Below are 24,852 nucleotides of genomic sequence, written 5' to 3'. Positions count from 1 at the left end.
TTAGGTTTGGGCGATCAGTTGGCCGTTATCGATTTCGAACCGCTTTTGCAACAGCGCCGCGAGATCACTACTGTGCGTGACGACGAGCAGCATGTTCTGTTCTTGTTGTTGCAACTCGATCAGCAATTGGCCGATGCCGGTCGCGTTTGTACGGTCGAGATTACCGGTCGGTTCATCAGCAAGTAGCAGTGCCGGCTTGAGCAGCAACGCCCGCGCGACCCCCACGCGTTGCCGTTCACCACCCGAGAGTTCCGCTGGGCGATGTTCCAGTCGCTGACCAAGGCCGACGCGATCCAGCAGCTCGCGGGCGCGGGCGACCACTTCCGCCGAAGGTGGACCCTCGGCAAGAGCGGGAATGAGCACGTTTTCGAGCACGGTCAGCTGCGGTAGCAGGTAGTGATCTTGAAAGACGAAGCCAATGTGGCGATTGCGAAACCGAGCGAGGTCGACTTCCTTCAACTGCGCCGGATCTTGCCCCGCAAGTTTCACGCTGCCACTTGTGGGCTGATCGAGCCCGCCGATGATGTGCAGCAAGGTGCTTTTGCCGGAACCGCTCGGGCCGAGAATCGCGGCATTCTCGCCAGCGGCGAGCTTCAGTGAAGCATCGCGGAGCACGACGAGGGGCTCGCTACGCGTGGGAAACTCTTTGCGAACATGCTCGACGATCAAGTCTGCCATGCGTTGTTCCGCGATCTAAATTTGTTGGAGTTCCGACTTTTGTTGGAGTTCCGGCTTTAGCCGGCTTGCCTTGATAGTTCGATTTGAAAAACCAAAGCCGGCTAAAGCCGGAACTCCAACGAACAAGGTAGTCATTTCATCATTCTTCGCCGGGCAAAGAAGCTGAGAGACGCGAGTCCATAAAAACTATATTCGACATCATGCGCGCCGTCCCAGGCGGCGGCATGAAAGCCACCTTCTTCGCGTTGAAGCGAATGGACAAAGCGCTCGGCCGCGGCGAGGTCGATTTCGGCCAGTCCACCGAGATCTTCCAGCGTCGTGAGACCAGTAAAGGTGCTCAGCAGGTCGGCGATGGGAATCCGCGTGTTGGCGCGCAGGCCCCCTTCGTCGGTCTGCATGTCGAGCAGAAAATCGATGGTATCGAGCCGGGTGTTCTCGTCGAGCGCGTTTAAGATTTTGAGCGTGGCGATGGCTGCAGCCGTGGGATTGGTTCCCGCGCGCTTGCCTGCCTTAATCTCGCGAAAGCCCCCTTCTTCCGAAACTTGAGCGCGCAAAAAGCTGAGCATCCGCTCTGGCTCGGGAGGTAAGCGGTCGAGCAATTGCAGGCAGATGACCACCAGAAAACTGTGATACGTGCTGCTGGCCTGCCCTTCGATCCCTTTCGCGTAGCCGCCATCCGCGCGGCGCAGTGTTTCGAGCCAGGCGGCAACTTGCTCGCGCCAGTCGGGCTGGCTATTCGCAAACACATCGATGCCCGAGGCAGACTTCAGCAACATGCCGCCATAGATGAGCGAAAAGAAGTCGACGATCGACTCTTGCCCGCCGAGCTTTGCTTGCAAAAACGTGGCGGCCCGTTCGGCGACTGGCCCGTACAACTCGCCGAGTACTGCCAGAGCGCGCAGGGCAAAGCCCGTGTAGTACAAATCGCTCCCCCCTTCACGGCCACCAAAACCGCCATCAGTTTTCTGAGCGGCCAAAAAGTAACGCGTGTGCCGCGCACGCTCCTCGTCACTGAGTTGCCCGAGCCCTTCGGCCACGCGGATCGTCAAGGTTTCGAGATAGGCGGGCATGGGCAATGGCGGGAAGTGAGAGGGGCGGCCAGGACACTTGCATTGTGCGGCATTTGGGCGGGGGGCGGGAGGGGTGCCGTTGGCCCAGCCACTGGTTATGATTGCCCGGATGAACAGCCAATCTGGTTTGACGAAAGCGCCCCAATCGGTCGACGAACTCGAACTGCTCCTCAGCGAGCCCGATGCGGCCGTGATTCAAACGCTGGCCGCCCTCGATGGCGACATCGTGTTTCTCGGTGTGGGCGGCAAGATGGGGCCGACGATGGCGCGCATGGCCCGCCGCGCGCTCGATGAGGCCGGCAGCAATCGCCGCGTGATCGGCGTCTCGCGGTTCGGCAGCGGCGACTTGCGTCAGCGACTCGAGCGCTGGGGGATCGAGACGCAAAGTTGCGACCTGCTCGATGAAGCAGCCGTGGCCAAATTGCCGGATGCAGCGCTCGTGGTCTCGATGAGCGGCTTCAAGTTCGGCGCGACGCAGAATCCCAGTTATAGCTGGGCGATGAATTGCTACGCGCCGGGCATCATCTGCCAGAAGTATCGCCACAGCCGGATCGTGGCGTTCTCGACCGGCAATGTCTACGGCCCGGTGCCGATCACGCTCGTCGATGGCTCGCCGAATCGCGGCTGTAGCGAAACCGCCCCGCTAGTCGCCGATGGCGAGTATGCCATGACCGCGATTGGCCGCGAGCGAATGTACGAGCATTTCAGCCGCACGCTCAACATTCCGCTGGTGCTGCTGCGACTGAACTATGCCACCGAACTGCGGTATGGGGTGCTGGTCGATATCGCGCACCAGATTGCCGCCGGGCAGCCTGTGGATGTCAGCATGTCGCGGGTAAATGTCATTTGGCTGGCCGATGCCAATCGCATGTCCCTCTGTGCATTGGCCCATGCCACCTCACCGCCGCGCGTGATCAACCTGGCCGGCGACGAAATCCTGAGCCTGCGCGATGTGGCCCTGCAACTGGGCGAACGGATGAAGCTGCGCGTGACCTTCAGCGGCCAGGAAGGAACTCGCGCCCTGCTGAACGATGGTCGCGACGGCTATCGGCTCCTGGGCCAGCCCCAAGTGAACGCGCAGCAGATGATCGCCTGGACGGCGGACTGGGTCGACCGCGGCGGCGAAAGCCTCGGCAAGCCAACGCACTTTCAAACGACCGACGGGAAGTTTTAAGGCAGTCGCCACGCTCCGCCGTAGCGCATCTTTGTTCCTACTTTTCCGTTTGACAAAGAATCACGCCTCGGGCAGATTTTAGTTGCCCTTGTTCGCGGAGCGATCACGTCGCAGAAGAAGCCCGCGAACAAGCAAGGCAAGGAGATTCGAGCGCCGCTGAAAAATGGTTGTCTGTTCAGGCGACGAGTTCGGTGAATGTCGCCAGTAACTACTGGCGAAGATCGCCACAAGTCCTTGAGACGCCCATTCAGGGGGTGTTCACAAACTGCCGTCGCGGCTGGGGCTAAAAGTAAGGTATTCCTCGAGAACGGCGCGTGTTGCGGGGTTAGCCAGGCCGTGGTTTGTGAACATTCGCAACTCAACGTGCCTCGACGAGGAGCCACTTAGGGCGAGTCACACGGCGGGCGCTCGGATGCAAAGATCCTCTGACACTCGAGGAATTGCGACGGCTCTCGTTGGCCGGAGGAAGATCTCGATCAATACTCGGTATCGAGAAACCGGAGCATCTTGGTGCGAACCCGGTGTCGCAACTGCCACGAATTGCCATTGGAGTACTTGGGCCCCACCAAGCCGTCTCCCTCGCCGATCAATACCGTTCGATAGTATTCTGACTCTGCCGGCGTGAGCGTCTCCATGAACTGCTCCTCGGTATCAAGGCGCAGCCAGGTGTCGTCCGAATGGTGCTCCGGGGCACAGCGGGAAGCAGCTTCTTCGCGAGCTCGGCGGCGACGTTCTCCGCGAAAGTACTGTCGCGCTTCACTCTTTGCCAGAATCGCCAAAAAGGTCGTCAGGCGGCAACCGCGCAGAGGATCAAATCGCGCAAGCAGTTCACCATCATTGCGTACCAACGCATACCACACGCGAGCTGCGATCTCGTCAACGAGATCGAGGTCGGCTGACGACTTGCCAATCATCAAGCGAATGGTTTTGATGAGGCTGTCGTGGCAGTGCTGATAGAGCAATGACCAGGCCTGTGGTTCGCCTGATATGCACGACTCCACCAGTAACCGATCATCCACGGGAGTGGCGATTGATTTTGGTGCTAAGTTGAGAGGCGTGGTAATTCGCTTCTTCCGAGCCAACGCGAACACAAATTTTCCGGTCAATCCAGATCGATTCAGGAGCTTAAGATAACCAGCGAAGAAAGTCACCAAAGATGAGGTGACGCGCAGACTCCGTCCGCCTCGGTGCCAAGGTAAGGCTACCCATGAGGTCGGATCTCGGTGTCCGCAGTCTAACCCAAACGCAGCTAAATTCAATCGCCAATGGAGCGACATTCGAAAAGTTTTCGAACTTCACAGTCAACCTTGGTCTCACAACTGTGTGTGATCTTAGCCAGTGCTTGTCAAGAGTCGGCCTTCGACAAGCTCTGGGTGCTTCGCTCGAGCCCACTCAACATACTCATTGACGCCGCGCTCAATCGGTACGCGCGGCTCGTAGTTCAGCAAGCGACCGGCCTTCGTTAAATCAGCGCAGGTGAGTGGCATGTCTCCTGCGCGAGGTGCCCTCTGCTCGATCACCGCCTCCGTGCCAACCGCGTGCGCGATCATGTCGATCAGGCTGCGGATTTCGATCGGTTCGTTGTGACCTAGGTTGATGCATTCACCGCTGACATTGCTCGCAGTGAGGGCCGCCACAATTCCCACGCAGATATCGTCGGCATGGGTAAAATCGCGACGAATGGTGCCATCGCCATACAACTGGATCGGTTCGTGAGCCATGATCGTGCGAGTGAAGATCGACAGGGCAAGATCGGAGCGAATCCTGGGCCCATATACATTGAAAAGTCGCAGCGCAGTGAATGGCACTCCGTGCAGCTTGTGATAAGTCAGCCCCATAAGTTCCGCCGCTCGCTTTGTAACGCCGTAGGGACTTGCTGGAATGCCCAGCGGCGCATCTTCAACGAAGGGGGCTCTGGCACCCACTCCATATACCGTTGACGAAGACGCAAACAAGAATCGCTCGACTGGATTGTGCCGGGCAGCTTCTAGCAGTGCCGTGGTTCCCGCGATGTTGTTCTTCACGTAGATTTCTGGCGATTCCACACTAAGTGGTACGCCTGGATAGGCACCTAGATGAATCAGATGAGTAGGCCGGTGCTTTGCAAACAGCTTTCGGCAGTAATCGAAGTCACTGAAGTCACCTTCCTCCAAAGTAACATTCGGCGTCTCCAACAAAGGTCGCACCTGTTGCCATTTTGTTTCAGGACAGTAGTAGTCGTTGAAATTGTCGAGCAAGACTAGTTCATTGTCGGCGCAAGCACTAAGCCGTGGCACTAGATGACTAGCGACAAAACCTGCACCACCGGTGATCAGTAGCTTCATGACTTCATAACCTCAGAGTTTGCGGCACAGCTTGGTTCAGTCCCACACCCGGCGTACCCGCTCTGCCAACCAGGTCTGCTGAAAAGCATTGATCCAGCGACCTGGTCGCGAGGCATTTCGAACGATGTGAAACCATCCGACTGGCGAACGAAGTGCCGATTTCAACCACTGCTTTTGGGAGATAAAGGTCTGGGGTGCCGTCCTGCTTTGCCACTCGTTAGCAGGCGATTGATCATCATTGTTGCAGCCGTTCATTGCCCTGAGAGATGTCTCCAAATAGCCTTGCTGCAAAACAAGTGCTACAGGGCGAGTACAGGTGCGTGTGTCGAACGACAGCAGCGACCGCCACGCTCGCTCGAGCAACTCTTGTCCCCTCGCACGAAAACGATCTGCTTCCTGGGGAGTGGCGAGCAAAGCTGCCTGCAGCAAAACATTACCCTTGCGCAGTTCTTGCGCTGCCCAGGTTTCGGTTGGGTATTCGAGTGACTCGGGCGAGTCCAAATAGAAACGCTCGTTGTCTAACATCCAGCGTGTACACGCGAGGATGCTCTCGCGAACGTAGCATCGGATGTCGATCAGTTCCGCGACATGGCTGGTTAAATCGAGAAAGCGAATGAGCGATTGTAGATAAACGGTATAGGACCAGCGCAGTTCCGCATTGCCAAGATTTCGGAGAGCAAGGTCCTCTTCTGGATGGATAGTGCGTTGAATCAGCTCCACCAGCTTTTGCAGGTATCGCTTGTCGTCGGTGATGAGCCAGCCGTTGAGCAGTGCATTAATCGAATTCCCGGCACCGCGGCCCGGGCCATGGTAGTTCGGTTCGGTCGTGCGACTGGCGTCACCCGTCGGCCGCTCAGAGGCAACACCGAGCAGATGCGAACAGCCGTCGTCCATCGACAGCACCCAATCTGCCAGGCCCACCACGCTCTTTCTCGCTTTGGCATTCCCTGTGAGTTGATAATACAACAACAGCCCAGCGGAATAGTTGTGCTCGTTGCCCGGACCAATTCCGCAGGCAGACATGCCCCGCCCGACCATGTCGGTTGACATCGTGCGGTGAGAGCTCCTGCCCGCGCTAAGATAGTGCGCAGTGTGCCAGAACATTCCGCCACTGTAGGCGGGCTTGTCGCGTGTGGTGTGATAGATGTCGATGTCCATGACGTGGCGCGCCAATGGATCGGCGATTTGCCACCAGCGACTATCGCCACTTTGCAGAAACTGAATCAACAAACCATGAAGTAAGTCGTACTGATTGTTGTAATGCGAGATGACTGGTCGATCGCTGCAGTACGCTTCTTCGTGATCAGCCCAGATATCTCCGAAATTGCGCCAGCCGTATTCATCGATCGCTTCACGCTTAGCGATTAAACTGCTCTTCCCCTCGATCGCGTCGCTGAGGATTGTCTCCAACTCTTCGCGAGGGGCAAAAGTGGGGCCCGCGAAATAGGGAATGCAGCCGCTGTCCGCGATCGACTCCGGCGTTGCACTGACTATGGGTGGATCGTGAACCCATGCCAATCGTTCGCAGGCGTCCGTGGGGTTGGATCCCAGGTCGAGCCAAACGGTGCGCGTCGCATGCTCGCCAGCTTGCAGTTCGTGTAGGTCTCCAAAGTCGTCCGGCCAAAACTGAACGTTTACGCGGTTGCCCTGGACTTTGATGCTGGTCGGAAACTTCTGCCAGAACTCTTCGACCGCGCAAGTGACATGCCCCGCTTTACCATTCAGACTAACAACCGGGCTGGCTCTGTCGCCGGTCGTTTCACCCGAGTCAGTGCGTACTCGATAGCCGCGAAAGCGTAACGGGATGTGTCCATTTCGATTGACATGGTTCCGGCTGTTCCAGTTTTCACCACCGCTCGACTCTTGCAGGATGGTGAACGTGTCACCAGCTGTTCGCTGCACAGTTCCGCCTGGTTGCTCCAGCCATTCCACCTGCATCCCATCCCCAACCGCCGCGTCGATCTCCAGCGACCACTCTTTAAGCAACACAGAGCCTGGATCACCTAAATCCCAGAATCCACCGGGATGCTTTGCTCTGCGAGGATTCTGAGCGGTCAGCTCGATGCGAAGCTGGTTCAACCCCGCGAAAAAGCTCACAGTACCCGTGACTCGCAAACCCGTTCCTTGCCCGAGCACTCCTTCGATCGCAATCTGAGCTCTGACCGGCCCTTCTTCGAGAGCCTTCAGCGATGTGATCTGCACTCGTCGCCGTTTGCCATGCTGATCGGCGACAACCAATCGCACGCCGTCCGGTCCGAGTATCTGTGGTCCATCCTGTCCTCGCAGCGAACGGACGATAACATCACTTCCCGGCGCCAGCTGGAGTGTGATGGCGCCCGTTGTAATCATGATCGTTCCATCACCACTAGCGCGCACGGCGACAGATGGCGAAGGGAGCGGGGCAGTCTCGTTGGCTTCAGTCAGCGACAACTCTACAAGCTCGGCTACTCCCGGTGGCATGATCCACGTCGCCAACAGCCACTTCGCACTGCCATCTGGCCACCGCTGCAAGACCTTGGTTTGACAGTGCTCGCTCGTCCTTCCGCCGGCACAAATAGAAGCCAATCCGGCGCCCCATACGCCCCGCGCGAGCGGAATCCCGACGCTGAGCGGTATAGGAAGTCTGCCAAAACTGCCACCGACCGAGCGCAACGAAAGCGCAACACACTTTGGCGACTTAACATCGCAATCATAATCAGCGGCTACAATCTGCATGGTCATTTTGTCAGCGACTTGGCGAGTTGTAGCGAGCCCGTTCGGTTACAAACGGAGCGAGAGCTTGGAGTATCACCTTCGTCAAAGGATAATAGATTCGCTGCCTCAATGGCCAATGCAGTCCACTCAAATCGCTCTACGACCAAGCGTCGGCCGCTTGCGCCCATCTCTTCACAGCGAGCTGAATCGCTCAGCAGCATCCCGACGGCTTCGGCCAGCGCTTTTGGTTCCCGGCAGTCGACAATCATTCCACTTTCGCCAACCACCATGGTCTCTCGCGTACCGCCGGAATCTCCCGCAATCACAGGCTTACCGCAGGCTTGTGCCTCCAGAAGCACCATGCCGAATCCCTCGAAATCACCATTCACTTCGCGGTTGGAAAGTACAAATAGATCACACTGCTGATAACAGTCGAGCAACTGCCGGTAGCTGACTTCGCCATGAAAGTGAACGTGCTCGCTGACGCCCAGCTCATCAGCCAACCGCTCCAGCCGCGAACGCTCCTCCCCCTCGCCAACGATGGCATACAGCACCTGTGGTAAGCGCTCTTGAATCTGCGGCAAGGCCCGAATCAACATGTCGTGACCTTTGCGCACTTGCAGACGCCCGGCGGTCATCACCACCAAGCGATCTCCCCAGCCCAATTCGTTCCGAACGGAAGCACTCGGGACTGTGGGCGTAAACCACTCCGTATCCACTCCTGGAAAGAGAACGCGAATCTTGCCTGGTGGTACCTGCCACTCCTCGCGCAGCACACGCTCGGTGTTTCGGCTGTTGGCCACGATCAGCCGACAGCCCTCGAACACGCGTCTCGTCATCCAGGAAAGTTCGCGACTGGAAGCCGAAGTGCGAGTTTCCTCTCCGTGCACGTACACGACATATGGAATCCCGGCCATCTTGTTCAGTAACCAGGCCGCGAATCCCTCAGGCAGGCAACGGGCAACATGCACCTCGCCAGCACCGTGCCTGCGAACAAGTCGCCAGAGCCGAAACGCCATGGTCAAATATCCGGCTAACTGACCTAAGCCGAGAAGTCCCCATGACTTCAAATGCAGATCGAGCCGTTCCGTCCGGACTCCACTGCCATTATCAAACTCAGCTGCTTTCGGATGCAACCCCGCAGCCGCGACCACGGTTCCAGCCGGCATGCGACGATAGATCTCATACAGCCAGCGTCCGCTGCCACCGTTCTGAGGCGGAAAGATCTCGCTGACGAGCAGAGTCTTCACGCCGACACCCTGCTGGTCTGTGGTTTATGCTTAGCCATTGATTCGTACAACGCGAGGGTGTCTTTAGCGCATTGTTGCCAGGTGAACCGCTTGGCTCGCTCGGTCCCGCGACGCACTAGTTCTGCTCGGAACGACTCTTCGGTTAGCACTCTTTCGATCGCTCCCGATAGTGCCGGGATGTTGTCAACCTCGACGAGCAGGGCTGCGTCGCCGACCCCCTCGCGGATGGAGCTGCTCTCAGTCGCTATCACCGGCGTACCGTAGGCCATTGCCTCCAGCGTCACTAGCGTAAAGCCTTCGTATCGAGTCGGTAGCACGAACGCACTGGCACCCTTATAGAGCAGGGGCAACTGCCAGTCGTCTAAGTAGCCCGTGAGGTGCACGCGATCGCTGATGCCCAGCGACGCAACCAAAGCCTCAATCTCGGCGGTGGCATCTGACTTCGGCCCAGCCAGAACCAAATGCTCTTCGATCGACCGCTCTGCCAGCAGTTTTGCATAGGCCTTAACCAAGAACGGGACATTCTTCCTTGGCTGCAAGGCGCCGACAAACAACAGATACTTCGGAGGAAGGTTCATTGTCTGCCGCAACTCACCTAAACGCTCGAAGGCGATTTTCTCGTTCGAAATAACGCTGCCGCCGCCGTAAATCACTTTGATCTTGTCGGGCGCACATCCAATGCCCTCGACGTCCCTCCGCGTGTTCTCCGACAGCGCAATAACAGCTCCGGACCAGTCAAGCGCTTTGCGTGTCCAATCGCGCATCACCTGATCCATGCCCGCGCCATGAACTTCCATGTGGAAGTAGGCAATGTCGTGGATCGTGACTACCGTTCGTGCGGGATCGAAACAAGGCACGAAGTGATTAGGCCCGTGAAACACATCGATCCCATCACGTCGTAGCACCCAAGGCAGATAGTATTGCCACCAGACGCGAGGGTGCTCCGCTTCCCAGCGACGCGGAAAACGTACTGGCCGAGAGCGAAAGTTCACCTGCGCCGGGCAATGGGCAAAATCATCGGTCCGGCCCCAAGCCCGGCTGGGGTAATACAGCCGATACTCGTTCTTCTGATCAAGTTCGGCGAGTGCTTGAATCAGATGCAAAACATGCTTGCCAATGCCTGTAGGCTTGGCGTCACGAGCAACATCGACATAAATTCCGATTCTCATATTTATCTGATTGACTGCGATACTACTTGGAAGCAAAGGGCAACTGCACGTGCTCGTGGTGACTTTGGGCCCACTGCCACAGTTCGCTCATGCCCCGCTTCATGTCGTACTGTGGCTGCCAACCCAGCTCCTTTTCAATGCGCCGTCGGTCGCACAAGAGATGCATTCGGTCCGACTTCCGGACCTTGGCTGGGTCAGTATCAATTGTCAGATTCAGGCTCGAGATCTTTGCCAGCTCGGCGACCATCTCTTCGACGGAGTATTCGATGCCAGTTCCCACGTTGTACGTCCGGAATGGATGTTCATTCCGTTCAGCCATGGCCACCAAACCACTCGCAATATCGGTCACATAGACATAGTCCCGTTTGGGTTTCACATTCCCAAGCTTCAGGCTGAGATTACCGCTCAAGGCTTGCCGCAGAATCTCTGGCAGCACATGTGGATTGGTCTCATGAGGCCCGTAAACATTGAACAGCCGAGCTGCGGCACAGCGTACGCCCCCGTCTTTGGCGAACAATGCGAGCTGTTGCTCGTTGATGTGCTTCGACAGTCCATAAATATCGGTTGGTGCGGCGACTAAGCTTTCTTCGCTGCAGGCCTCATCATGAATGGGATAGACCGCGGCGCTCGAGGCAATCGCCAGGCTCCGTGGCGGATGTCGGCGACAAGCTTCCAGCACGTTCTGAGTCCCCGTAACATTCACCTCCAGCGTTTCCGTGGGATGCTGATTGCAGTAGGGAATGTAGTGAATGGCAGCCAAGTGAATCACGCGCTCCGCGTGAGCGTCGGCAAACACCCGCAAGACTGTATCACCATCACGCAGGTCCGCTGCTTGCAACTCAACTCGCGGATCGGTCGGCAGGTACTCCTTGCTGCCCGTCGAGAGGCTGTCCAGCACCACCACGCGCTGACACCCCGGCCGACTCAACGCCTCGGCCACCACCGCAGAGCCAACAAACCCAGCCCCGCCAGTAACCAGCCATGTACCCGAAGAATATAGCATGTTAGCGTACCCCAAGATTTGATGTCGTCAGCAAGGCCAATCAGCTGCAACCACCGTCAAGCCACGCTTCCTGCGACCACCGCCATGTATTCGTCCCAGAGCTGAATTGAAAGCTTGCGGATGTCAAACGCGTCTTCTACGCGGGCGCGAGCCCCTAGGCGACCTCTCTCGATGAAGGAGTAGTCGTTGACCCAGCGATCGACCACGCCGGCGAGCGCATCGAGATCATCCTGTGGAACGATTTCGCCTCCGCCGGGAAGAACCTGTCCGTCGACGGATTTGCTCGGGTAACCAACAACTGGACAGCCGCATGCCATCGATTCCAGCACACTAATGCTGCACGCTTCTTCACGGCTTGTGTTAATAAACAGATCCAGTCCGTTATAGAAATCACGCAGTTCGTCGAGATGACCGACATGCACTAACCGCTCACCAAGTCTTTTCCGAGCTTGGGCCAACAACTCCGCGGCGTATTCGCGTTCGGAAGCAACTGGACCTCCGGCGACCACAATTCGTAAACGCGGATCACTTATTCTTGAACCGAGCTCAAACAGGTGCTCTAGCTGCTTTCGTTCACGCAGGGCACAAGCCACGCCCAGTGCCAACTTGCCGTCTAGGCCAAATTGTGCCCGAAATCGTGACCGCCGCTCATTGCTCGGCGTGAAGTGCGCCAGATCGAGTCCGTTATAAAGCATCCGCCAGCGATCTTTGGGGATCACACCTTCGACGCTCGGTCGGCAAGCATCGAGATTTCCTGGGCTGATGAAGAAGATCCGCGTCGGAGCCCGATTGCCTCCGAAGGCCCACTCACAGTATGACCGACCCATCGTGAAGTGAATGCTCACAACCACAGGTAGGCGCATTAGCCTGCCTAGAAACTGTCCGTTGGGGTAAATGTTTTGCTCATTGCAGTGAATGAGTTGTACCTTGTGCCGTTTCGCAATCGCTCGAAGCTGCCAGAGTGACTTCAGAAATCGCCAAGGTCGCCATTTATCCGGAGCGGGCATTTCCACGTGATAGGCAGGAATACCCCGCTCGACCGCCCACTCGTGGAACGCTCCGACTTCATGCGACACGAGCACGGGCTCCAGCCCCTGATCTTTGAGCAAGCGAATCCAGCCCTCCGTCGGCACCGTAGTGCTCGCCCGGTTGGGATTCATCGTGAGATAAAGAACGTTCATTGATATTCCGTAACAACTCCAAATTGTCGAGCAAACTCAACAATCACAGGATGTGCGACGCTGTCCCCACCCTTCATAAATGGCGTCACGCTTTAGCTGACCAAACAGCTCATGCAACCTGCACAATCGAGCCTCCAGAACGCGGTCAGAACTCAGCCGCGTCCTGGACCTGAGGTTGCCAGGTGAGAGACGGCTAATAAATTGGCGACGCTTAAGCCAGCGCTTCAGCCGCCCAATCGACGATGTCGGCGGAGCACATCGATCCCATAATGCGGGGATGACTATAGGGTTGTAATCAAGCTCCATCGAACTCGTCCAGTCCCGCCATTTGAACGGACAGGCACTTACATTTGTGATAACTGGCACCCAGGGCACCCGAAGTGCATCGGCAACAATTGCCCCATGCATTGCTTCCGTTACTACCAACTCAGACTGCGAAATCATAGCCAAGATTCGGTGCATCGGCCAAAGCGGGTCTATATAGGTAAACCCAAGCTCCTCACATGCAAATGTCCAGTCAGCGCTTTGCGCACTCGTGTAGTGCCCCATCAATGCAATGCCGCGCTTCTGCTCAACCGGAACACTATACACCTGATTTATAAGAATTGCGGGATCTGTAACTGCAAGCTCTGCCGAAAGACCGACCATTTTGGCAGTTAGCGGCCCACGGACGCAGTAAATCCGATAAGTGCTATCAATTCTTGGCGGCGGTGCATAGCCGTTTCCTGCGCCGAAGATGATTTTTAGAGGTGACTCCGGCAGGGTTTTGTCCAGCACCGTACCAATTCCAACAAAGAGCACAGATTCGGACTCATCGAACAACCCAGGAGCCAGTTTTGGCCATATCAACAAATTAAGTTCGTCGCCAAAATTGGGAAACGCCGGCTTGTTTGACTTATGGATCTGGTAAAGAAGCTTCATCGACGTTCGGTCTAGTTAGAGCCTACCGTGTACGGCGCGCAACCCAGCATCACCTTGCATATCGACGCGCAATACGTTTTAATAAACCGCAGATTCGACGGGCATAAATAAATAGCCCGACGCATATGCGCGAGAGCCTCTCTGTGATTCCCTAATTGAAAGAGAGGGTATCCCAAGCTCCAGAAGTATTCATGTCCCAGTCTGCCGTCAAACGCTCTCAGTTCCTTTTGATTTCTCGGCAGTTCGGTACGCAGTCGCTCTAGCGTCGATATGTAAGTGCGAAACGCAGTGATTCGATTGCGCACAATATCAGGATTCGCGAAGGACACATTGGTGTCATGGGTATAAACAAGCACATTAACCGTTTCAAAGTAGCCAAATCGTACGTTACTTTCGATTGCGTGCATAAGCACAATCCGATCTTCAAAGAATGAACATGATTCAAATCGCACCTTTGAGAACACTTGCCGGCGAGCAATTGTGCACTGCATCCCTCCGAATCCGCTTCCCCGGAGTCCGCAGCACCGTAGATTGGGGTCGTCAATAATACACAACTCACCAACACGCCTTGTCTTAAGCGACCGAAATCGCGACGTTTCATCGTAGAACGTATTGTCTATCAGCACCTTCCTCGTGGGCAACTCAATGCGGCGGCACGCCGAAAACACCCAGTCGACTTCCTCACAACTGTCCATCGCATGCACACCTTGCGAAAGGTGGTGCGGCAGCCACTCATCATCACTATCAAAAAATGCGACGTACTTGCCGCTCGCACTTTCAAGCCCGCGATTTCTAGCGCCCGCTGGCCCCTGATTCTCCTGGTGCAAATAGTGAACTGGCTGCTGAAATGACTTGCATAGCTCAGCGACTACCTCGCGCGTGCTGTCTGCACTGCCATCATCGACAATGATCAACTCCCAGTCGGTAAAGGTTTGGCCCTTAATCGCTGCGAAAGCCGCGGGCAAAAACTTCGCCCGATTGAACGTCGGCAAGATAATTGAGACAGTAGGGTTCATAGTGTTATCCTTTCTTTACATGGTGCGGCGACGGAACCAAGCATTGCACTGAACTGTAGGCCGTGACATTTCAAGAGATTGCCACACGCCGTTCGAAAAGAATTCTCCTCGATAACCAAACTGCGCAAGGTATGTGACCAGATCGCTGGAAGAGCACCAACTGGGACTCAACTCGCACACTATTTCTAATCGCGTGCTCGCCTGGAGGAACTCTGACGAACCTCGCAACACCTGGAGCTCGGCGCCTTCCGTGTCGATTTTCAACAGCCTCGCTCGTGTCGCTAAATCTCTAATTCCGCGTAGATCATCAAGGCGTGTGGTTGCAACCCAGTCAAATGCCGAGGTGCTTGCTGCTGATGTTGTATTTAATGAACAAACACCAGTATTGTAATAAGGCGCCGACCACAACTTAGCGATACCTGTACAGTCAGATAGCGCCAGACTTACTAAAGCGACATTGGACAGCTTATTCTCCGCCAAGTTTATCGATAGATTGCGCAAGTTACTCGGCGACGGCTCGAAGGACACTACCAGCCCTTCTAGCCCCACTAAGCGTGATGCCAGCAATGTGTAATAGCCCATGTTAGCACCCACATCCAAAAACACATCGCCTGGCATCAGCGTCGTCAGGAGGCGCTCCGTAACCTCCGGCTCCCAGCAGGAGTCAAGGATCAATGACATTCCTTGAATCTCTCCGAAAGGCGCTCCCATAGTGGCTCCGTTCGGTAACGCGATCTTTGGGTTCCATTCGATCGGCGAGCACCACCGAGGATACATCAGCGTCTTCAGCCGGTACCAAAATCCAAACTTACGAGCGGAGTCGCGATGAACTCTCGCCAGCACTCGTGCGACGACACCTGCTGCCTGACTAGTTACACGCATTGAGAAGTAATCGCTTTCTTGCTGCTCCATGAGGATCTGATTAGAACCAAACCCTCTGTGAGAAGCGGCAGTCGTCCGGCATTTAGGTAGTCTCGCTCAGTCAGGTCGATCGCAAGTGCGTGGTCGATAGCGTCAATCAATGGCTTAAAGGCCGGGCCCAGCAACAAAGTCACCGCATACGGCCCTGGTGGCAATGGCAGCCCATCAATCTGACAGGTCAACTTAGTGGAGCGACCTACAGTCAATGGGCCACTGGAGCTAAAGTTAGTACCAATCGTCGCAATTCGTACACCAAGTTTATTTTCTATCCCAACTTGGAGATTGTATGCAGCGTCAACGCCATTTCCATCCACAGTGAACTCAAACTCGAAGGGTTCGCCACATCCGATCTGATTTGTGATTTCTCCGGCTGCGTTCCTGACAACGCAATGACGAAGATGCGCGTTCATTCCCGCTCTGCGGTGAGAATGATTGAGAAGATCGCTCCCAAGATTGTTGGCTTGGGAACTTCGGCGTAACAATCGTGCCACACCTGCCTCGGCATCACCGCGGTACACGCATTTGCCGCCTTCAATCAATATCACGCTTTGGCATAAGTGCAATATACTTGCCATGCTGTGACTTACAACTAGCACAGTACGCCCCTCCCGCGCGACATCGCGCATCTTGCCCATGCACTTCCCTTGAAAGGTTTGATCTCCAACGGCAAGAACCTCGTCCACGATGAGGATTTCTGGTTCTAGGTGGGCGGCGACGGCAAAGGCGAGACGGACGTACATGCCGCTGCTGTAGCGTTTGACGGGTGTATCGAGGAAGTCTTCTACTTCGGCGAATGCGACGATTTCGTCGAACTTGCGAGTGATCTCACGGCGGGCCATGCCGAGGATGCTGCCGTTCATGTAGATGTTTTCGCGGCCGGAAAGCTCGGGATGGAAGCCGGTGCCGACTTCTAGCAGGCTGCCGACGCGGCCACGGAGTTCGATCTTGCCGCTCGTAGGTTCGGTGATGCGACTCAGAATCTTCAGGAGCGTGCTCTTGCCGGCCCCGTTGCGACCGATGATTCCGACCACCTCACCAGGCTGGACCTCAAAGCTGACGTCGTTCAGCGCCCAGAAGTCTTCGCCCGACAGCCTTTCAGTCGAACCATCCGCGTCTCCTTTGGCAGCCTTGGAAGCGAAGGACTTTCGAATGCGATTGACCGGAGACCAGCAAGCGTCGGAAATGCTCTCGCGCAAGGTCTTGTAACCCTGTTGGCGCGCACCAATGCGGTAGTGCTTGCTTAGACCGTCGACGCGAATAGCGGGTTGACTGCTCATTTGGGTGAGGCCAGCGAAGAAGGCGATGAAGCGCCGCGTGTTCGCGCGATCAAGCGAGATGCGGACGATAACGCTGCCGAAATCCCTACACCTGCGAAAAGGTACAAAAATGGCAGAACAGGAATGCGGCAGCGATAGTAGGCATCGATGCCAAACAGAGCAATTGTGAAGTAGAGATACGCAGTCACCCCGAGCAGTAGCAGCACTCCCCATCGTGAATTGGAATGCCGCAGGCCAGCGATTACCCCCACAAACGTCATGGCCACGGTAAGCAGCATCATTGATACTTGGAGGACGAACGTGAGTACCAGCATGGGCGAATTCTGATTGAGCCGACGAAGCGCTTCTCCGTCAAGTCGCAGTAATTCCTTAAAGCCAGGACTCGTCCAGCGCAAAGCGAGCAGGTGGGCCACGTGCTCGGTGCCGTGCGAAGCATGCGATTTAACGACTCCGATAACGCTCGAGGCGAGCAAGTCCGCAGGGTATCGACGGAGAATCTGCGGTGCAGCAGCTTTCAATTTCGCGTCCATTTGTGCAGGGGATTCTGAAGAGAACCATGGGTTTTGCACAATCTCGTACCTCGGCAAGCCGAACTCTTCCGCAATTTCGATCTGGGCCTGTTCGCGGCTAATGTCAAAATGCTGCTGAAAGGCACCGGCACCGACAAAGTAGACAAGATTTGCAGTATCGACAGTCGTGAGCTTTGCCAAGGAAAACACAGCGTGGTTGCGGGCGATCCAGGGAATCAGAGGTGCGACGCTACAGAGTGAGACTGTTAGGCCAGCCAACACTGCTTTTGAATATCGCTTCCGGCACAGCTCATGGACGAGAAGTCCAATGCCAAGGCAAATGCCCAGATACAAAGTCGCAGGACGCACTAGAGTTGCAAAGCCAATCAAAAGGCCGCCCAGTGCGAGAGACTGATACTGCCTGGGAGAGTCGCCAATCAACGTCGACACAATCACGCAAACGCCGGCCAGAAGTGGCAACAGCGATAGTGTCTCAGACATTCCAGAAAAGTTATAGCTTATTACAACCGTATCGACCGCGAGCAACAGGCTAGAGATTACTGCGACCCGCCGTTCGAACAGTCGATTTGCAATTGCAAACAGGATTCCACAACTGATTGCATGGGCAAGTGCAGTCGCGACAAACACCGCACCTGGTCCAGCAAGCCAATTTAGAGGGCCTAGAAACGCGGGGTAAGCTGGCGTCCGGAGCATGTCAGGCACATAGGGCGGTGAGTCCTGCCGAGAGAACACACCAAGCTCGACCATATTCCTGCCCAGCTGAAAGTAATGCACGGCATCCGGGTTCGACAGAAGCGATTCCTCCCTTAGAACTGACGGATTGCGAGCAGCAATAAGAACAAATAGGAGCATGTTTAGTGTAATACACACCCCAACACTAAGCCGCATCGCCATTGATTCCTTAGCTTGCAAGACAGCAGAGCTTTCAGTTACGAATGCTATCGCCCGAGGCCATACCGTAGAATGCACCAAATAGCCTGAACGCCATCCTTCCAGCCTATCTTCTTACCCTCCTGATAGGTACGGCCAGAATAGCTGATAGACACTTCGTATATTCTGGCTCCTGCGCGCGCCAACCGTGCGGTAATCTCAGGTTCAAAGCCGAAGCGATTCTGCTTGAGGTCTGGCACAAGTGATTTTAGCACATCGGCACGCATCACTTTATAGCAAGTCTCCATATCGGTGAGATTGAGATTAGTAAAGGCGTTGGAGAGTGTCGTCAGGACGCAATTGCCCAAATAATGCCAGAAATACAGCACTCTGTGAGGTCCACCACCAAGGAAGCGGCTTCCGAATACAGCGTCTGCCTTTCCTTCAATAATTGGCTGGACCAGTCGTGGATACTCAGATGGATCGTACTCCAAGTCCGCGTCCTGAACGACGACAACAGTCCCTCGTATGTGCTCGAATCCAGTTCTTAAGGCGGCACCCTTGCCACGATTGACCTGATGACGAACAATACGAACGTCGTCGTCGTGTTCATACTGCTGCAAGATGGCAGCAGTGCGGTCCGTGCTACAATCATCCACAATGATGAGTTCGAGAGGCAAAGGCACTTGTCGCACTTTCGCAATGAGATGCTCAATAGTGCCCTGCTCATTGTAGACAGGAACAACTACTGACAGCAGAAACTCTGGCGGAATTGGGAAAATGCCAAGTTGACGGCATGCATCGCTACCTAGCACACGTTCGAGCTGGGCATAGCGACCGTCTGCCGCCAACGCGTCTCCGTGATGGGGGCGAGTGAAGGAAGGAGATGCAGTCACAGGATATAGTTGAACATCAGTTGCCATACATCACCAAAATAGGGTGTTCCAGCATTCGCCTCGGTTGCTGGTTCAAGTAAACAGGTAAGGACATTTCAAAATTAGGGCGAACAAGCTGTGAGTGGTCAACAGACACCTAGGGATACGCCCAAAGGCGAACTAAATTAAATCTGCAAACGTCCGTTCGACTCGGCGGAAGTAAAGGCAGCCGACGACAAGCATGGCGACGGTTACGGCCAGGGAAACACCGAGGGAATAGCCATCGAGTTCGCGACCGAGGGCCGCATTGCGGAAATTGAGAATTAACCCGTAGGCCGGATTAAGTGGCAGGATGGCTTGCCAACGAGGACCAACGGCAGTGGCATCCATGTAGATGGTTGGGGTGGCAAACATCCACAGCTGTACCATGAAGGGGACGACGTAACGGAAGTCGCGGTAGGCGACCGTGAGGGCAGCCAACAATGTTCCCACGCCAAACGCCGCAGCGGTGAGGCCAATGAGGAGCAGCGGAGTGAGTAGGAGCGTCGCGGCAGGCATAACGCCGTAATACAGCATGAGCAGCAAAAGCATTCCAAAGGCGATGCCGAAATCGACTAGCCCCACGCCGATGCTGCTGGCAGGGACAAACAGCCTGGGAAAGTAAACCTTGGTGATCAGATTCTGATTGCCCACGACACTTCCGGCAGCGGAACTAATGGCGTTGCTAAAAAAGATCCAGGGCAACAGCCCAGCGAAGACGAACAAAGGATAAGGAATTCCTCCGGTTGGCATATCGACCATGCGGCCGAAGAAAATACTGAAGACAACCATCTGAGCGAATGGCTGCAAGATGGCCCAGGCCGCGCCGAGCAATGTCTGTTTGTAACGAACCTTGACATCTCGCCAAATCAAAAAGAACAACAGCTCGCGAAATCGCCAGATCTCGGCGAAGTCGATGATCTGCCAACCGGGTCGAGCCTGGATGACAGTAATGATCTCAGCAGGCGAGCCAGCCGCTTCATCCACGATCGCCATGTCGGACGGTTCAACGGCGGCGCTGAACTTTACCGGCGAATCAGATGCGTAAAGGTGACTCAAGGCTTATTGCTGCCAGTTGGAACTATCGAGCTGAAGCAAGAGGATATCTACAAGAATACGGCATTGGCGTCCGCCATCCGGTCGTCGCAATGGCGGACAGCCCATTGTGTGCAGCGTTAGAGTTAGCTTCCTTGCGCTCTGCAACGACGATTTCGAGGGTAGAAGTCTCTCCCCGCAATCCTGCCAGGTTGACGGACCTTACTTCAAGTGCGCGGTTGCCTTCGTCAAGTCGGAGCACCAGTACCGAGTGGCGTTGGGCCTTCCATTCTGCGCCATCTATGCGAACTTCAAACTCTTTGAAGTTTGGTGTCCAGGTTCCCAAGTGAACCTCGATAGCGTTATCGCCAACCTTCCGTGCGATCTCGATTTCACTTCGACCTACGGGAAAATAAACATCCGCTCGCGTCCGAACGGGTGACGCCTCTGGGCACACCTTCAGCGGCACGTGAGTGCTCTTGGATACCAAGGCATATTGAAAGGTGCCTTTCGGATGTCCTGGCGGATAGCTTCCACTCAGATAGTTGTTTCGGGTGCTATAGATCACATTATTATAGAACTGCAGCCCAATCCCACCACGGACGCCATAGAGATTGGTGCGACGAAGCTCTTCTCCCTGCGATCCTAAGACACACAACTCCAGCTGATGACTCCGTAGGTGGTCTCGAAAGGTCTCCTTTGATACAGTTTCTCCATGAGAAGCGACTGTTATCTCCTGCCAAATGTCATGAAGCTCGGCAGCATTTTGCCATTGTCCTTGGCGTCGATATGCAACATTGAAGTCCGGATCAATGACGATCCACTTTTGGAACTCAGGCATATAGACTTCGACGACTGCATGATCGAACTTTTCACCGTCGGCGCTAAGTCCGAGGAGCCTTGACGTGTAGCCCTTAGAAACTGCAAGGCTACCAAGAACCAGCGCAAAGGGCCTGCATGTTAATGGATGTCCTTGTTTGGTACATCGTAGTAATTCCAATGGGTCGCTGCTCAAGCTTACGCTACTCACTCCATGCTTTGTCAGTCCGCGAAGACTTGCTGACAGGTCGAAAAGGCTTTCCGAGCTTTGGAGCAACCGCTCAGCTTCCTTTGCAAACGCGGCTTCTTGGGCACTACCGACCAGTTCGTGCTGAAATACTGGTTGTCCAATCGAGGCAGCGGGAGATTCTGATCGAGAAACCTGAAGCGTCCAGGCCGGAAACCATTTTGCCAATCGCGCTTCTTCGGAATGAGCCGACACGACCAGCGATTGGACGGGAGGCGGTCCCAGATCCACCGCAGCTTCCTGCGTAGAGGGATCCCAGATTCCGTAGGCGAAAGCCATGCACTGCAGAGCCGTACAACGAAAGTTGCTTGTTCGCGACCAGAGCAATGACACGCAGATAATCGCTGCGACAATTGTTGCCTTTGTGGTAAAGCGATAGGCGTTAGTTAGCCGAAAGCCTCTGGTCATGACTGTCCGCGCGATGCTACAGCGATAGTTGGATAAGCAACGCCTGAAGGAGCAAGGTCAGTTGAGCGCGCCGCAACTAGTCTGAGCGAATGGACCTTGAGAACGCCAGCACCTAGAATAATGACGTAATACGAAAGCTCAATTCTGTCGACGGTTACAGCTGCTGCCGAAACAAAGAAGCCAGCCGTACCAGCGAGAACGGCGCGTGCCAGCCCTCGAATCCAAGGATCCTCGACAGCCGTGCGTTCTCTCGTAAGAGGCAGTAAGTTATAGCAGCAGGATCCGTAGAACAGAAGGATCGACAGGAGGCCAGGAAGTCCGAGCGTCGCTCCGATTTCAGCCCAGGTGTTATGGACCCGCTTTCCCCGTGTCCAACCGTATTCCGGTGCGACGTTACGCCAGTTTTCCATGCCACACCCTAGTAGTGGGTGTTTTGACAGGACGTCCAATGCGTCTCGGGTCAAGGTGAAACGACTCTCCGCCGAAGCATCTCGATTCTCTTTGTCAGCGAAACTGCTGAAGAATTCTTGCCTGACTTCAGCCCCAGCCAGCCGTAGCACAACTAGGACGCCAATAACGAGAGCGAAGTAATGATACGGCTGCTTGGGGATTAGCAAAAACGCCACAACGCCCGTGACAACCATCGCCAGCATGCCGCCACGCGACATACTGAACAGTACCACGTGTGCCAATAGCCCCGCCGAGGCAAAAGCAATGATCCGCTGTAGCCAATTGTCAGCGTGTAGTCCCAAGAAGATTGCGAGTCCGAGTGCCGTTACTGAGGTGATTGCGATACCATTGTTGTCCAGGCCCGCGAAATTCCAGTCGTTCGCATTTATCCCCCAGGAGTAGTAGCGCTGGTTGAACTGAAGGGCTAAAAAGCCCTGCGTTAGAACGAGCACCCATGCTAATTGCTTCAAGCGATCTAGCGAATTGATCAGGGTGATGCCAGCCAGTGCCGGCAAAAACACCTTTGAAAGTATGTCAAAGGTGTACCATGATTCTTGTTGGGCAGGAGATATGCACGCACCTAGTAGCATCCACGCCCAATAAAACAGCAGTGCGTAAACAGTAACAGCTGCTTTGCCCAGCCGCCATGAGCCTGCGCCATTAAGCAGCCAGCCAAAGAGAAACGCAATTGCGATGATGCGACTATAATTGCCAGGAGGGACCGACCAGAACCACAGCGCCTCGGGCTTTAAATTTGCGAAGGCGACGTAGATCAAGAATCCCAGAAAGGGTTGCAGCAATGAGATGGCGGCGCCGCCATACGTCATTCCGTATACAAAAATGAGCCCCTTCATGCCTTGGTAGATTCAGTCAGCGACTCGAGTTACAGTGCAGGCGCACTGCGAGCCACGGACAAATTTAGTCGTATCCAGAAAAAGAAGATCGCTGGGTCGCGTTTCGGGGGGCTAGACGATTCAGAATCTGACTGAGAGCGATTTAGGCGCGGACTCCGTCCGCGTGGGTGGCTTATGCGTTGCACCAAGATAGTTCTGGCTGGTCGGTTTGAGTTTAATCAACAATCGCAGGCTGTCAAGCATTAAAAAGAGCCCTTTTTATGGGGCCGACCCTCGTAAAGCCTGGAGCCCATCGGAATCGCCTTGCAGACGCTCCAGCATGGTTTTTCCCACAGATGACTCAGCGAACGAGAGGCGGGGGTCTAGTTCAGCCGCAGTGACTTGGTCGAGCTCTGCCAGGTCTTTCTTGTTGAGTTTTGTTCGGACGACTGCGCGTTGCCAATAGGCTATCGCATTCTGGCGGTCGGCAGCGATTGCCTTGGTGAATGAGTCCTCTGCAGCAACATTGTTTCCGCTACTTGCCAACGCATTTCCCCGCAGGTACCACGCGAGGGTGTTGCCCGGATCGAGCGCGAGTGCTTGGTCAAATTGCACAACTGCTTCGTTCGCCTTTCCGAGCAAAAGCTCCACTCGGCCTTGAATCAAGTGAAAGTCGAAGTCTGCAATCTTGCCCTCGAGCGCACTCAGCTGGCCATGTGCTTTAGAGCCTTCGTCCAATTCAAGAAGAAGCAAGACCAGTCGTTTCCGAGAATGCACGTTCTCGGGATCGACTTTCAGCACTCTCTCGTAGTCGGTCGCGGCAGAGGATAGATCTCCCAATCCTTCGCGGGCAGTAGCTAGTCCGAGGAGTGCTTCAAGGCATTCTGGGTTCAGCCGCAATGTCTCATCGAAACTCTCAATTGCGGTGCTCCAACTGCCCTCCGCCAGTGCTGCCCGCCCTGTGTGCAGAAACGGTGCAGCAGGATCTGGCGTGTGGCACCCGGCAATGGCGACGAAGCAAAAAACTAGCAGCAAAGAGCACCCAGTTGTCGTGGAAGTCGGTGTGGTCACGCTAGGGAATCCCTCGCACGATTGGAGGACCGATCAATTGCGTTAGGGATACCGGGAGTCGCTGCCACATTTTGATTGCCAGGCTGAAACGCGAGTTGTCTGGACGAAGGGCGCGGATCGTACCTTGCCGCAAATGGTACTGCCAGACTGAGGGTGAGGGTTCCGCGCCCCATTGCTTCTTGAATCGATAAGTACCACTTTCGACGGTGCTTCTGCCGAAATCGAAGGTTCGTTGACCCCGTTCGACGGCTCGGACGAGTAGATTCCAGTACATCACCATGTTGGCGTTCGTGTTGTTGAACTGCCGCAGTGAACTCGCGCTGGGAACTTCTGTCGTTTTGTCAGTGTGCAGAAGTAATGCTGCGGCAACAGCAGAGCCGCCAAGCTTAAGCACACACAACTCCGAATCGCCCGCAAAGGTCGCGAGTATTTCGGAAAACAGTCGCCGCGAGTAAACAGGCGTCCCTAAGTCCCGCATATTGTGCGAGAAGACTCGGTAGAAGTCGCAGAGTAGTTCTTCTCGTCCCCAGCAGACTTCGAAGCCATTCTTTTCGCCCGCGCGAATCTGGCTTCTCAGCTTGGATTTGAAGCTGTTCCATAGCTCTTCTGTTGAACTTGGAAGGGTGAGCCGCATCAAGACCTTTGCCTCGTTCTTCTCCGTTAACGTGGGGTGCGTGATCTCCCGCTCGTGTCGCAACTCGAGGTAGCGGACGTTGCATCGCTTCGCGAGCTTTACGGCCTCATCGACAAGTTGACTAGCAACGGCGTCTGTTTCCGCCACGATTCCCGCGGAATTGACGTAGGAGAGACTCACCAGATAGCGGCCAAAGATGGCGCTCTCGACGAACACCAACGGCAGAAAGCCAACGAGCTTGCCGGCGGAATGTACTTGGATGCAATAGGGTTGCTGCTGAAGTCCTTGCTTGAGAACAGAAAGCCAACGCAGTGAAGTAAGCACTCGCTCGCTTGTCAGCGCAGAAGTAGTCTCCATGCTCTG

At 55.4% G+C, this 24,852-nt stretch carries 21 protein-coding genes; 1 reads left to right on the top strand and 20 read right to left on the bottom strand.

What is annotated here, in order from left to right:
- A complete protein-coding gene (locus tag NA78x_RS01240) occupies positions 1 to 678 on the bottom strand; it encodes an ABC transporter ATP-binding protein (protein ID WP_425616599.1) in 678 nt (225 codons plus the stop codon).
- Between the two features lie 131 nt (positions 679 to 809).
- Entirely contained in the window at positions 810 to 1,748 is a 939-nt protein-coding gene (locus NA78x_RS01235) for a prenyltransferase/squalene oxidase repeat-containing protein (protein WP_425616598.1), read from the bottom strand.
- A gap of 109 nt (positions 1,749 to 1,857) precedes the next feature.
- On the opposite strand from NA78x_RS01235, the gene NA78x_RS01230 reads away from it, so the two are divergent.
- The gene (locus tag NA78x_RS01230; protein WP_425616597.1) at positions 1,858 to 2,922 is read left to right on the top strand and encodes an NAD-dependent epimerase/dehydratase family protein; all 1,065 of its coding nucleotides are present in this window, start codon (positions 1,858 to 1,860) and stop codon (positions 2,920 to 2,922) included.
- A gap of 476 nt (positions 2,923 to 3,398) precedes the next feature.
- Here the strand turns inward: NA78x_RS01230 and NA78x_RS01225 are convergent, their stop codons facing one another.
- The 18 genes from NA78x_RS01225 to NA78x_RS01140 all read right to left on the bottom strand — a co-directional run bounded on the left by NA78x_RS01225 (position 3,399) and on the right by NA78x_RS01140 (position 24,813).
- Positions 3,399 to 3,941 (bottom strand): hypothetical protein, encoded by a 543-nt coding sequence (locus NA78x_RS01225; protein ID WP_425616596.1) that lies wholly within the window; start codon positions 3,939 to 3,941, stop codon positions 3,399 to 3,401.
- Between the two features lie 312 nt (positions 3,942 to 4,253).
- Positions 4,254 to 5,246: an NAD-dependent epimerase/dehydratase family protein gene (locus NA78x_RS01220; protein WP_425616595.1), complete on the bottom strand. Its 993-nt coding sequence runs from the start codon at positions 5,244 to 5,246 to the stop codon at positions 4,254 to 4,256.
- A gap of 36 nt (positions 5,247 to 5,282) precedes the next feature.
- Positions 5,283 to 7,595: a hypothetical protein gene (locus NA78x_RS01215; protein WP_425616594.1), complete on the bottom strand. Its 2,313-nt coding sequence runs from the start codon at positions 7,593 to 7,595 to the stop codon at positions 5,283 to 5,285.
- Positions 7,596 to 7,963: 368 nt separating this feature from the next.
- Positions 7,964 to 9,190: a glycosyltransferase family 4 protein gene (locus NA78x_RS01210; RefSeq protein ID WP_425616593.1), complete on the bottom strand. Its 1,227-nt coding sequence runs from the start codon at positions 9,188 to 9,190 to the stop codon at positions 7,964 to 7,966.
- Entirely contained in the window at positions 9,187 to 10,359 is a 1,173-nt protein-coding gene (locus NA78x_RS01205) for a glycosyltransferase family 4 protein (protein ID WP_425616592.1), read from the bottom strand. The genes NA78x_RS01210 and NA78x_RS01205 overlap by 4 nt, the downstream gene beginning before the upstream one ends.
- A 22-nt stretch (positions 10,360 to 10,381) precedes the next feature.
- Positions 10,382 to 11,362, bottom strand: a complete 981-nt coding sequence (locus NA78x_RS01200) for an NAD-dependent epimerase/dehydratase family protein (RefSeq protein WP_425616591.1) — start codon at positions 11,360 to 11,362, stop codon at positions 10,382 to 10,384.
- A 56-nt stretch (positions 11,363 to 11,418) separates the two neighbouring features.
- Positions 11,419 to 12,543: a glycosyltransferase family 4 protein gene (locus NA78x_RS01195; protein WP_425616590.1), complete on the bottom strand. Its 1,125-nt coding sequence runs from the start codon at positions 12,541 to 12,543 to the stop codon at positions 11,419 to 11,421.
- A 36-nt stretch (positions 12,544 to 12,579) separates the two neighbouring features.
- On the bottom strand, positions 12,580 to 13,464 hold the full coding sequence (locus NA78x_RS01190; RefSeq protein WP_425616589.1) for a polysaccharide pyruvyl transferase family protein: 885 nt from the start codon (positions 13,462 to 13,464) through the stop codon (positions 12,580 to 12,582).
- Positions 13,465 to 13,475: 11 nt separating this feature from the next.
- Positions 13,476 to 14,480, bottom strand: coding sequence for a glycosyltransferase family 2 protein (locus NA78x_RS01185; RefSeq protein WP_425616588.1), 1,005 nt, complete (start codon positions 14,478 to 14,480; stop codon positions 13,476 to 13,478).
- A 15-nt stretch (positions 14,481 to 14,495) separates the two neighbouring features.
- Positions 14,496 to 15,392, bottom strand: coding sequence for an FkbM family methyltransferase (locus tag NA78x_RS01180; RefSeq protein WP_425616587.1), 897 nt, complete (start codon positions 15,390 to 15,392; stop codon positions 14,496 to 14,498).
- The gene (locus NA78x_RS01175; RefSeq protein WP_425616586.1) at positions 15,353 to 16,678 is read right to left on the bottom strand and encodes an ABC transporter ATP-binding protein; all 1,326 of its coding nucleotides are present in this window, start codon (positions 16,676 to 16,678) and stop codon (positions 15,353 to 15,355) included. Before NA78x_RS01175 ends, NA78x_RS01180 begins: the two co-directional genes overlap by 40 nt.
- Positions 16,675 to 18,120, bottom strand: a complete 1,446-nt coding sequence (locus NA78x_RS01170; RefSeq protein ID WP_425616585.1) for an ArnT family glycosyltransferase — start codon at positions 18,118 to 18,120, stop codon at positions 16,675 to 16,677. The genes NA78x_RS01175 and NA78x_RS01170 overlap by 4 nt, the downstream gene beginning before the upstream one ends.
- Before the next feature lie 26 nt (positions 18,121 to 18,146).
- Positions 18,147 to 18,929, bottom strand: a complete 783-nt coding sequence (locus NA78x_RS01165; RefSeq protein WP_425616584.1) for a glycosyltransferase family 2 protein — start codon at positions 18,927 to 18,929, stop codon at positions 18,147 to 18,149.
- A gap of 204 nt (positions 18,930 to 19,133) precedes the next feature.
- On the bottom strand, positions 19,134 to 20,051 hold the full coding sequence (locus NA78x_RS01160) for an ABC transporter permease (protein WP_425616583.1): 918 nt from the start codon (positions 20,049 to 20,051) through the stop codon (positions 19,134 to 19,136).
- 22 nt (positions 20,052 to 20,073) lie between these two features.
- On the bottom strand, positions 20,074 to 21,372 hold the full coding sequence (locus NA78x_RS01155) for a hypothetical protein (protein WP_425616582.1): 1,299 nt from the start codon (positions 21,370 to 21,372) through the stop codon (positions 20,074 to 20,076).
- 125 nt (positions 21,373 to 21,497) lie between these two features.
- Positions 21,498 to 22,805, bottom strand: a complete 1,308-nt coding sequence (locus NA78x_RS01150; protein WP_425616581.1) for an O-antigen ligase family protein — start codon at positions 22,803 to 22,805, stop codon at positions 21,498 to 21,500.
- Positions 22,806 to 23,063: 258 nt separating this feature from the next.
- Entirely contained in the window at positions 23,064 to 23,855 is a 792-nt protein-coding gene (locus tag NA78x_RS01145; RefSeq protein ID WP_425616580.1) for a tetratricopeptide repeat protein, read from the bottom strand.
- A 1-nt stretch (position 23,856) separates the two neighbouring features.
- The gene (locus tag NA78x_RS01140) at positions 23,857 to 24,813 is read right to left on the bottom strand and encodes a FemAB family XrtA/PEP-CTERM system-associated protein (RefSeq protein ID WP_425616579.1); all 957 of its coding nucleotides are present in this window, start codon (positions 24,811 to 24,813) and stop codon (positions 23,857 to 23,859) included.
- Between the last annotated feature and the right edge of the window lie 39 nt (positions 24,814 to 24,852).

This window comes from Anatilimnocola aquadivae, from assembly GCF_049819085.1.
In the GTDB taxonomy this organism is placed as follows: domain Bacteria; phylum Planctomycetota; class Planctomycetia; order Pirellulales; family Pirellulaceae; genus Anatilimnocola.
The sequence above is the reverse complement of the archived record's forward strand: the minus strand, read 5'-3'. Positions and strand labels throughout refer to the sequence as shown.

Coding starts and splice junctions, on each gene's coding strand:
- NA78x_RS01185 (WP_425616588.1), bottom strand. CDS start 14,480: ATGAACCCTACTGTCTCAATTATCTTGCCGACGTTCAATCGGGCGAAG.
- NA78x_RS01155 (WP_425616582.1), bottom strand. CDS start 21,372: ATGGCTTTCGCCTACGGAATCTGGGATCCCTCTACGCAGGAAGCTGCG.
- NA78x_RS01240 (WP_425616599.1), bottom strand. CDS start 678: ATGGCAGACTTGATCGTCGAGCATGTTCGCAAAGAGTTTCCCACGCGT.
- NA78x_RS01190 (WP_425616589.1), bottom strand. CDS start 13,464: ATGAAGCTTCTTTACCAGATCCATAAGTCAAACAAGCCGGCGTTTCCC.
- NA78x_RS01215 (WP_425616594.1), bottom strand. CDS start 7,595: ATGATTACAACGGGCGCCATCACACTCCAGCTGGCGCCGGGAAGTGAT.
- NA78x_RS01180 (WP_425616587.1), bottom strand. CDS start 15,392: ATGGAGCAGCAAGAAAGCGATTACTTCTCAATGCGTGTAACTAGTCAG.
- NA78x_RS01235 (WP_425616598.1), bottom strand. CDS start 1,748: ATGCCCGCCTATCTCGAAACCTTGACGATCCGCGTGGCCGAAGGGCTC.
- NA78x_RS01205 (WP_425616592.1), bottom strand. CDS start 10,359: ATGAGAATCGGAATTTATGTCGATGTTGCTCGTGACGCCAAGCCTACA.
- NA78x_RS01150 (WP_425616581.1), bottom strand. CDS start 22,805: ATGAAGGGGCTCATTTTTGTATACGGAATGACGTATGGCGGCGCCGCC.
- NA78x_RS01200 (WP_425616591.1), bottom strand. CDS start 11,362: ATGCTATATTCTTCGGGTACATGGCTGGTTACTGGCGGGGCTGGGTTT.
- NA78x_RS01195 (WP_425616590.1), bottom strand. CDS start 12,543: ATGAACGTTCTTTATCTCACGATGAATCCCAACCGGGCGAGCACTACG.
- NA78x_RS01175 (WP_425616586.1), bottom strand. CDS start 16,678: ATGAGCAGTCAACCCGCTATTCGCGTCGACGGTCTAAGCAAGCACTAC.
- NA78x_RS01230 (WP_425616597.1), top strand. CDS start 1,858: ATGAACAGCCAATCTGGTTTGACGAAAGCGCCCCAATCGGTCGACGAA.
- NA78x_RS01220 (WP_425616595.1), bottom strand. CDS start 5,246: ATGAAGCTACTGATCACCGGTGGTGCAGGTTTTGTCGCTAGTCATCTA.